At 44.1% G+C, this 9,184-nt stretch carries 11 protein-coding genes and 1 pseudogene; 7 read left to right on the top strand and 5 right to left on the bottom strand.

Going from position 1 to position 9,184, the window contains the following annotated elements:
• The first annotated feature begins 9 nt into the window (after window positions 1-9).
• From ACRC32_RS04675 to ACRC32_RS04660, 4 genes are all read left to right on the top strand, one after another.
• Entirely contained in the window at window positions 10-1,128 is a 1,119-nt protein-coding gene (locus ACRC32_RS04675; protein ID WP_438552893.1) for a DNA double-strand break repair nuclease NurA, read from the top strand.
• Between the two features lie 26 nt (window positions 1,129-1,154).
• Window positions 1,155-1,373 (top strand): hypothetical protein, encoded by a 219-nt coding sequence (locus tag ACRC32_RS04670; RefSeq protein ID WP_438552891.1) that lies wholly within the window; start codon window positions 1,155-1,157, stop codon window positions 1,371-1,373.
• Window positions 1,370-1,639, top strand: coding sequence for a ParE family toxin-like protein (locus tag ACRC32_RS04665; RefSeq protein ID WP_438552890.1), 270 nt, complete (start codon window positions 1,370-1,372; stop codon window positions 1,637-1,639). Before ACRC32_RS04670 ends, ACRC32_RS04665 begins: the two co-directional genes overlap by 4 nt.
• A gap of 279 nt (window positions 1,640-1,918) precedes the next feature.
• Window positions 1,919-2,665 (top strand): SDR family oxidoreductase, encoded by a 747-nt coding sequence (locus ACRC32_RS04660; RefSeq protein ID WP_438552889.1) that lies wholly within the window; start codon window positions 1,919-1,921, stop codon window positions 2,663-2,665.
• Between the two features lie 148 nt (window positions 2,666-2,813).
• On the opposite strand, the gene ACRC32_RS04655 is transcribed toward ACRC32_RS04660, so the two are convergent.
• Window positions 2,814-3,614: a helix-turn-helix domain-containing protein gene (locus ACRC32_RS04655; protein WP_438552888.1), complete on the bottom strand. Its 801-nt coding sequence runs from the start codon at window positions 3,612-3,614 to the stop codon at window positions 2,814-2,816.
• Between the two features lie 31 nt (window positions 3,615-3,645).
• Window positions 3,646-4,437 carry a pseudouridine synthase gene (locus tag ACRC32_RS04650; RefSeq protein WP_438552887.1) on the bottom strand — a complete coding sequence of 264 codons (792 nt, stop codon included), beginning with the start codon at window positions 4,435-4,437 and terminating at the stop codon, window positions 3,646-3,648.
• 197 nt (window positions 4,438-4,634) lie between these two features.
• Here ACRC32_RS04650 and ACRC32_RS04645 point away from each other — a divergent pair, with 197 nt between their 5' ends.
• Window positions 4,635-5,348, top strand: a complete 714-nt coding sequence (locus ACRC32_RS04645; RefSeq protein WP_438552886.1) for an LmeA family phospholipid-binding protein — start codon at window positions 4,635-4,637, stop codon at window positions 5,346-5,348.
• Window positions 5,349-5,498: 150 nt separating this feature from the next.
• Here the strand turns inward: ACRC32_RS04645 and ACRC32_RS04640 are convergent, their stop codons facing one another.
• Together ACRC32_RS04640 and cbiT are read right to left on the bottom strand one after the other, a co-directional pair.
• Complete coding sequence (locus tag ACRC32_RS04640) at window positions 5,499-6,386, bottom strand: phosphatidate cytidylyltransferase (RefSeq protein ID WP_438552885.1); 888 nt, start codon at window positions 6,384-6,386, stop codon at window positions 5,499-5,501.
• 85 nt (window positions 6,387-6,471) lie between these two features.
• Complete coding sequence (gene cbiT / locus ACRC32_RS04635; protein WP_039714903.1) at window positions 6,472-7,074, bottom strand: precorrin-6Y C5,15-methyltransferase subunit CbiT; 603 nt, start codon at window positions 7,072-7,074, stop codon at window positions 6,472-6,474.
• Between the two features lie 282 nt (window positions 7,075-7,356).
• On the opposite strand from cbiT, the gene ACRC32_RS04630 reads away from it, so the two are divergent.
• On the top strand, window positions 7,357-7,563 hold the full coding sequence (locus ACRC32_RS04630; RefSeq protein ID WP_438552892.1) for a glycogen debranching protein: 207 nt from the start codon (window positions 7,357-7,359) through the stop codon (window positions 7,561-7,563).
• A 117-nt stretch (window positions 7,564-7,680) separates the two neighbouring features.
• On the opposite strand, the gene ACRC32_RS04625 is transcribed toward ACRC32_RS04630, so the two are convergent.
• The gene (locus ACRC32_RS04625) at window positions 7,681-8,745 is read right to left on the bottom strand and encodes a potassium channel family protein (RefSeq protein ID WP_438552884.1); all 1,065 of its coding nucleotides are present in this window, start codon (window positions 8,743-8,745) and stop codon (window positions 7,681-7,683) included.
• A gap of 221 nt (window positions 8,746-8,966) precedes the next feature.
• Between ACRC32_RS04625 and ACRC32_RS04620 the strand changes: the two are divergent.
• Window positions 8,967-9,184, top strand: a pseudogene (locus ACRC32_RS04620) (aspartate aminotransferase family protein); the annotation flags it as partial.

Here is a 9,184-nt window from a genome sequence, read left to right as displayed (position 1 = left end):
GCAGAATTGATGCAGCGACAAAAACAGTGGCGCGATCGCATTTTATTCAGCACCGCTGTACCAATGGAACCGCTTAACACCTGCATCGATCTACCAGTACCACCTAAAACTCATACCGTTCTCGCCACGGATGGCTCGCAGATTGCTCCCAATCATCACGAAATCGCTTATTGTTATCTACTCAATATCGGTCGGGTAGTCTTGCACTACGGACAAAATCGCCAACCTTTACTCGATAGCTTACCAGAAGTCTTCTACCGTCCCGAAGATTTATATATTTCGCGTCAATGGGGTATCCGCGCTGAAGAATGGATGGGTTATCGCCGTACCGCTTCTGAAGCTACCGTGTTGGCTGAGTTGGCTGCTGCTGTGGTAGGGAGCAGGGAGCAGGGAGCAGGGAGCAGGGAGCAAGGGGAACAAGGGGGAGAACAACCAATTACCAATTACCAACTACCAATTACCACTCCTACACTAGCTATGGTCGATGGATCGTTAATCTATTGGTTTTTAGAACAATTGCCTTTAGAAGCACGCGATCGCATTTTGCCACCAATTTTGACGGCTTGGGAACAGCTTAAAGCTTTGGGCATTCCCATCATGGGTTATCTCAGCGCTTCTCGTAGTATGGAAAGCTTGAATTTTTTACGTTTGCAAGCTTGCATTCACGAAGTACCGGACTGCGCTAGTTTTTGTCCGAATCAAATTGAAAAAGTTCCTTGTCAGGTTCTCGAACCATTGAGGGATGCAGCGCTGTGGTCAATTCAATTACAGCCAGGACAAAGGAGTACTTTGTGGCGTAGTTCTGCCCGTATTTTAGAATTATACGGCGATTGTGCGATTTATTTCTGTTACATACATGTCGGTACGGAAATTGCACGGGTAGAAGTTCCGGCTTGGGTAGCTGAAGATGAAACATTATTGAATCAATCTTTAGGTTTGATGTTAGCTCAAGTACAGAAGGGTTATGGATATCCTGTTGTATTAGCAGAAGCTCACAATCAAGCGGTTGTGAGGGGAGGCGATCGCGCTCGTTTTTTTGCGATGCTAGAACAACAAATGATCAAAGCAGGCTTGAGAAATGTGGGAATTTCCTATAAAGAAGCGCGTAAGCGGGGCAGTATTGCTTAATATCTATTATTAATAGGTTAACTTCTATGACTGAGTTACTCGAACAAGCGATCGCTCGATTAAAGACTCTACCTGCTAACGAGCAAGACGCGATCGCAATAAGAATCTTAGAAGAACTTGAAGACAATTTGTTGTGGGAAGAAGCATTTGCCCGTTCTCCAGATGCCCTTGCTAAACTTGCAGCTACTGCTATGGCTGAGTATCGTGCAGGGAAAACCCAAGAACTCGATCCAGAAACGTTGTGAAGTCGCGCATCACAGCTCAGTTTCGACAAGCTTTTGGTAAACTGCCCGAATTAGTTCAAGAGCAGACACGCGAAGCATATCGCCAGTTTAAGGATAACTCATATCATCCAAGTTTGCGATTTAAGAAAGTGCATCCAGAGCTACCAATCTATTCGGCTCGAATCAGCAAGAGCTATCGAGCAGTTGGTCAATTAGACGAGGATACTATGATTTGGTTTTGGATCGGTTCGCATACGGAGTATGACAAATTACTATCTCAGTTATAGCGATCGCGCTCGTTTTTTTGCGATGCTAGAACAACAAATCTACTTGCTGACGAGCAATACGATCGACTTTAAATTAATTCGCATATAGAGTATGACAAATTACTATTTCAGTTGTGGCGATCGCGCTGATTTTTTGTCATGCTATAACAGCAAACAAAGTAAAAGAAAGCTCACTGTAGATCGTCTCGATTGAAATTTATGACATCACGAGATGGAGCTACTGGATTGTGTAGCGTTAGATCGATGTAGTTAAGCCTAGACAAGAAAGGATTTGAGACAATGACAACAAAGCCAGTTACTTTCATTACAGGTGCAAATAAAGGAATTGGAAATGAAGTTGCACGACAACTTGCCCAGCGTGACTTCACTGTTTTGATTGGTACACGTAACGTACAACGTGGAGCAGCAGCAGCAGAAACACTTCGTGCTGAAGGACTTGACGTTCATTTTGTACCAATTGATATTAATGATGAATTGTCAATTAAAGATGCTGCTGAAACTGTAGCTAGACAGTGGAGACAAGTTACTGTGCTGATTAATAATGCTGCTGTCAATTATGATTTCTCACCAGCAACTCGACCATCTATGCTAAGTGTAGATGTTCTCAAAGATACTTTTCTCACAAATGTTTTTGGTGCATTTGCAACAATTCACCATTTTCTACCATTACTCAAGCAAGCTGGAACAGCACAAATCCTTAAACCACAAATCATAAATGTTTCGTCAACACTTGGGTCACTGACTTCTCTCAGCGACCCAGAACATTATTACTACGGAGTTAATACCGTTGCTTACAACTCTTCCAAATCTGCACTTAATGCTATAACTGTTGCCTTGGCAAAAGATTTAGTAGAGGACAAAATTAGCGTCAATTCTATTTGTCCTGGTTGGGTAAAAACTGATATGGGTACAGATAATGCACCGCGTACTGTCGAACAAGGAGCATCAATTATAGTCAAACTTGCTACGATGGAGAATCCACCGACGGGTAAATTTCTCGACGATGATGGAGAAATTTTGTGGTAGCTCTCCTGTCATAAATGCTAATAGTATTGACATTTAAAAATGAAGCACTTGGATCGAATTTCTGTATCAAATTGATAAGATATCGATCGAGTGCTTTACTTGCGCGATCGCAATATTGAATTATAAATTCCGAACTATCAGTTCCGAATTATAGCCTCGTATTATTTGCTCTAAATGTAACTCTTTGTACTTGTCCTAACTGCCCTAAAAGTTTAGCTTCTTCCTGATTATATGTAACTAACACTCCACCAGCATTACCAACTTCGAGTTTCAGTTGTTCGTTAGCTACCCATTTACGCTGCGTTCCTGGGGATAACTCTCCTTCAAACTCTTTCTTTCCGTCAGCAGTTACCCGTATCCAAGATTTGTCTTTTACAGTTATACCAACTTCAACTGGCTTGGTTTGCTTCTTGAGGTTAGCAACTGGTTTGACTTTTGCTGGTGCTTTAGGCTTAGCGACATTAGCAACGGGTAATGGAGGCTGTGACTGAGTATTTTGACCGAGCTGAAAGTCAGAATTACTCAAAGTTTGAGATAAAATACTGACCGCACCAATAATTAAAAGAATGTATATAGCGTAGAGATGGGAAGTCTGTAATTGAGCTGGAGGTAAGCTAACTCCTACTGGTTTCAGACTCTGCCGATAATCTTCTAAAGGAAAAGAATTTGCTAATTCCGTACCATCTAAATCTAAAGCCTCAGCATATTGCTTAATAAAACCTCGAATATAAACTGGCTCAGGTAATTTATCAATATTACCCGCTTCGATCGCCCGCAAAAAACTTTGACGAATGCGCGTGGTTGATTCGATTTGCTCCAAAGATATTTGTTTGTCTTCTCGCCTACGACGCAGAGCAGCACCTATCTGCCCTAACTTCTCGGCTCTTTGCTGTTCGAGCGTCTGAACAATTGGTTCTTGTGGTTGTGGTTGTTGTTTCCACCGCTTCATAGACTTATCGGTTGCACTTCTTGACAGCACCTTACACCTGCACCCTTGTTGTAGATTTGAGTTGATTTTGTAGTTGATTTTGTAGTTGATTTTGTAAATAATGAATCTCGCGTTCTTCGAGCGGACGATAGCGACCCGGAAGCAAAGCCGCGCCTGCGGTTGGTTCTAGTTGAATCGAACCGATTGCAGTCCGATGCAACTGGAGCGTGGGATAACCTAATTTTTCTGTCATGCGCCGAATCTGTCGATTTCTGCCTTCCCATAAAATGAATTCTAACCACGTTCGATTAGCATCGCGAGACAACACGCGCACTTGTGCCGATCTGGTCTTTCTCCCCTCTAAAACAACTCCCTGTCGCCATTGTTTTAACACTGATTCCGGCGGATGTCCCGCAACCACAACTTGATATGTCTTAGAGATGTCGTGCCGCGGGTGGGTGAGAGCAAATGTCAAGTTTCCATCATTTGTCAGTAGCAATGCGCCTGTTGATTCTGCATCCAACCGTCCGACAGGATGAATACCCTGACCTTGACGTAGATTAGTTGGCAACAGTTGCATCACTGTAGGTCTACCTTGAGGATCGTCACAAGTTGTAACTACACCAGATGGTTTGTTGAGCAATAAATAGGTTGGCTGGGGACGATGAGGCGATCGCAGTAGCTGTCCATCAACTTCGATCGTATCCTGAATTGGATTGGCTTTTTGTCCTAGTTTTACCACAGCACCGTTACAGCGTACGCGACCGAGCTTAATCATCTCTTCCGCTTGCCGTCTCGAAGCTATTCCCCACTGAGAAAGAATTTTTTGTACCCGTTCCTCCATTTGTCGATCCTTAGACCCAGGTAATACCAATATATACGCTGAGAATTCGGAATTTGGAATTCGGAATTCGAAATTAATTTTGAATTTTGAGTTGCTCCCTCAGTTTCCTGCTCCCTACTCCCTGCTTCCTGACCACTGATAACCGAACAAATATTAACTACACTAATTTGAGCAACTATTACACTTACATATTTCCCTTGAATCCGAACAACTTAGAGCAAGACAAGACCGCTAAGCATCGCCTAATCAGTAACGTGCTGTCTCCGGCACTATGGCTGTTTGTCCGATCGCAAGTCGAGCAAGTATCCCATTTAGAGGTACAAATTGCCAGCAGCGATCGACAAATCCTTTCTGGTAGTATTCCCCGTCTATCTATCTTTGCCGATCGCGTTGTTTATAAAGGTTTACATTTTGCAAAAATCCGCCTAATGGGGGAGGGAATGCAGACTAATTTACGTCAAGTGATGAGAGGACAGCCGCTACAACTGTTAGAACCTATGGTTGTTTCTGGGGAAGCAATGCTACAGGAAATAGATCTCAATGTTTCCCTGAAGTCGGATTTACTATCTAGCGCTTTAACAGAGTTACTATCAAAATTAGCTCCTAACAACAATGCCGTGCGAGGACAAATTGACTGGACAAAAATCGCGATCGCGTCAGCCAGCTTATTGCTACAAGGTAATTTAGTGAATTCCAGCCACACTACGCCTATTACTCTCAAGTGCGGTTTGCAGCTTTCTAGTGGTCGCGAATTGCTTCTAACTCAACCCCAGCTCCAAATCTCCTCTAACTCACTTTGGGAACAGTTAGAAGACTATGCCATAGATTTAGGTTCTCACGTCAATTTAAAAGAACTAACCTTACAGTCAGGACAAATCGTCTGTCGTGGCAGCATGACTATCATGCCTTAATCAGTTATCAGTTATCAGGGAGTAGGAGCAGGGAAAAGAGAGCAGAGGGGCTTCAGGTGCAGAGGAGACTAGGGAGAATTTAATTCCGCGCTTCCGTAGCTTGCTTCTCCGTAGGGGTATTCCGAATTCTCCCCACACCCTATTCACCACTCACTCTAATAACGGCAACAACAAAGTGACAAAATAGTAAACTAATGGAGCGGTAAAAACGTAACTATCGGCGCGATCGAGGATACCCCCGTGACCTGGAATTAATTGTCCTGAGTCTTTGACACCAGCATCGCGTTTCATCATGGACTCCGTGAGATCGCCTAATAAGCTGGTAATCCCAATTAACAACCCCAAAGCTATACCCGTCCAAGGCGAACCAGCCCAATGAAGATACCAGCTGCCGATCGCGGCTACAGTTATACTGCCAGCAATTCCAAATACAGACCCTTCCACAGTTTTCTTGGGACTGATATCGGAAAGGCGAGTACGTCCAAAAAATTTACCAATAGTATACGCTCCAATATCAGCCGCCCAAATACAAAAGAAAGCGAGGAGAGTGACTGTCAAACCTTGCGGTAAAGCGGCAAAATTTCCTTGCTTGATGAGATTAATAGTAGCTATATCTGGTAAGTAGCCATCGAATGGAATGTTGCTCATAGCAGGATTGCCAAGCAAGCGCAATCTAATCCAATAACTAGGTAAATAACCGCAATAAAATAGTCCCAAAATAGAAGTAGAAATATCGGCGATCGAGGCTAACTTTGGTAAAAATAGGAGATAAAAACAAATAAACGTTCCTGCTACTGGCATCACGGCATCTGCCAAGCTGGAAGAAACCGTAGCGATCGCCAGTAAAGCCAAACTGACGACGATCGTTGTTTTCGCAGCAGGTGCAATTCCCTTGGCTCGGACTAATTCAAAATATTCCAGTTGACCCAAATAAACGATCGCCATAAACATAAAGGTAAAATACCACCCTCCTAAGACACTGGCAGTTAGGGCAAGAGCGATCGCGATAATTCCACTAATAATTCGAGACCAAGGCATAGAGCAATTTTGGATTTAGGATTTGGAACTTTCGATTACAGACTTTGACTTCAATCCAAAATCTAAAATCTAAAATCGGATGGGATTAGTCTAGCTTTTCTCCACTCAAAATAAAAATAGGATCGACAGCAGCAAAGATTTGCTGATTACCTTTTTGCTCTAAGCGATTGACAGATGATTGCACGACATCGATATTTCTAGCATGTAACTCAGCTAAACCTTGAGAAATAGCATATAAACTTTCCAAATTACCAGCCGTGGTAACGACTCTACCTTGTAGCGGCAGATATTGCCAAACAGCTTTGAGAATATCTTTGATAGGACGACCACCTTCAATACAAACTCGGTGTGGAGCTTGAGGTAAATTTGGTAAGCATTCTGGGGCGCTAGCTTCTACGACTTCAACATTTTTCACATTAAAGCGATCGCAGTTGCGACGGATCAAGCTAGCAACTTCGTCATCTCGCTCGACAGCAATAATCTGGGCTTTCGGACACAACAAGCCAATTTCAACCGGAATTGTCCCTGTTCCTGCACCAATATCCCACACCAAGGAGTTTGGTTGTAACCGCAGTTGAGAAATCAGCAATAACCGAATTTCCCGCTTACTCAAGGGAATTCCTGGCAAGCGCTCGAATAAATCGTCAGGGATACCTGGTGTAATATAGGGCCAGAGTTGGGAAGGCATAGAAATTAGATGAACGACATCAGCTTGCCCCAGCAGTAAAGGAAAGCTCTCAACAATAAGAACTTAACATCACTCGCACTTTTATACATAAAGTGAGGAGTAAGGAGTGATGGGAGAAGTTCTGCACTCCTTACCTCTTTCCCTTGTCTGTTAAGTCGTGAGGAGTAAGCAGGCGAAAACTGCTAGCGAAGATTGGGAAATCTGGTGGTTAACGAAAGGATACAACAGGTTAAGCTAACAAATGTCAACTTTGAGTTAGCGTCAGTTTACACCAGAGGCAAGATGACAATTTGGGTTAACGAGCAGATCGATCCGTCTGGAATGATACACGCCTGTATTGCTTGCTGTGACGAAACGCAGGCACAAGCTTGTCACGAATCCTACCAGCAAAATTTGACCGAAACGCAAAAAGAATCTGGTTGGGAAGCTAGACTGCGAACGGTAGAATCGTGGGATGAAGTGCCAGTCAATGCTTTAAAGTTGGACTAACGAGAAACAGTTATTCAGCGATTGGTTCTTAGTAATGTGTGGTGCGTGGCGAGTGACGAGAGTTGATAGATTGTGCACTTGTGACTCGTGACTTGTGCTTGTCCCTACGCCCCACACCTAATGCTTGGGCGGACGGGGGAGCTGCTGGGGGCGAATTGGTCCCAAAATTTGATTGAGCTGGCGCAATTGCTCTGCCGTTCCCATACAAATCAATAAATCACCTGCCATTAACGTAGTGTCTGCCGTGGGACCGCCAATCAGAGTACCATCCACGCGGCGGATTGCTAAAATTAGCGCTCCAGTTTGCGATCGCAGTTTTGCTTCTCGCAAAGTTTGACCGATGCAGGGACACACTGCCGGATCGAGGCGAAATTCCTCCATATACAGTTCCCTGTCTGCTCCCGTGAGGATGCCATCGACGAAATCTAATACTTGGGGTCTTAATGCCGCTGCTGCCATGCGTTTACCTCCCGTGATATAGGGGGATACAACAGCATCAGCTCCTGCCCTTTGTAGCTTCTGTAAAGCCTCTCTCGTACTTGCTCTAGCGATCGCTCGAATTTGCGGATTGAGGGTTTTGGCTGACAGCACCGTATAGAGGTTTTCAGCATCAGAAGGCAGTGCCGCAACCAGACAAATCGCTCGATCTATTCGCAGTTGTAGCAGAGTATCGTCTAATGTCGCATCACCCTGGATTGCTACATAACCAAGCTGCCGTGCTTTTTCAACCGAAGCATCATCTAAGTCAACCGTGACAAAATTAACCCCTTCAGCTTGAAATTCCAGGGCAATTTGTTGTCCCGTACGCCCAAATCCACATAATATGTAGTGTCCAGAGAGCGATTCCATTAACCGCCGCTGTTGCCTCAGTCGAATTCCTTCTTGAAAGTACCCTTGAATTACAGCTTCTGTAAAGCGATTGACGATATAACCGATCGTAATCACTCCCATTAAAATTAGACCGATGGTAAATAATCGTCCGCGATCGCCCAACGGTCGAGTTTCACCATAACCGACGGTAGCTAGGGTAATTACCGTCATGTAAGCCGCATCTTCCCACGACCAACCTTCTACTAGGCGATACCACAGAGTCCCCAATAGCAAGACACCTACAAGCGCGATCGCCCCCGCTAGTAACTCTTTTTGAATTCGACGATATATTTTCTCTGGGGTTGAGTACAAGAGAGGGATTGGGGTTTAGAGGTTACGGGCTAGGGAAAGGAAGTGAAGGGAGAAAATAGCTGCTCCCTACTTCAGACTCACGAATGACAAATGACGAATGACAAATCTGAGCTAGTTTAGATTATGTGCGATCTGAGTCGGATGCGACGGAAAGTTTTAGGCATTGCTGCTAAATTGACAGCAGAAAGTTAAAAAATAAATTTTTGATTGAGGAGTAAATAGTGACTATAGATACTCTTATTTCTAACCATAACTTGTCAGTATCAGCTGCCACTGCAGTAAAACCCTTCGACTCAGACAGCTTCAAAGAGTCAGTCATGGACACATATGCCCGTTTTCCCATAGCCTTAGAAAGGGGTGCGGGTTGTCGGGTATGGGATACCACAGGGAAAGAATATCTCGATTTTGTCGCCGGAATTGCAACATGCACCCTGGGACA

Source organism: Chroococcidiopsis sp., from assembly GCF_051657925.1.
In the GTDB taxonomy this organism is placed as follows: domain Bacteria; phylum Cyanobacteriota; class Cyanobacteriia; order Cyanobacteriales; family Chroococcidiopsidaceae; genus Chroococcidiopsis.
The sequence above is the reverse complement of the archived record's forward strand: the minus strand, read 5'-3'. Positions and strand labels throughout refer to the sequence as shown.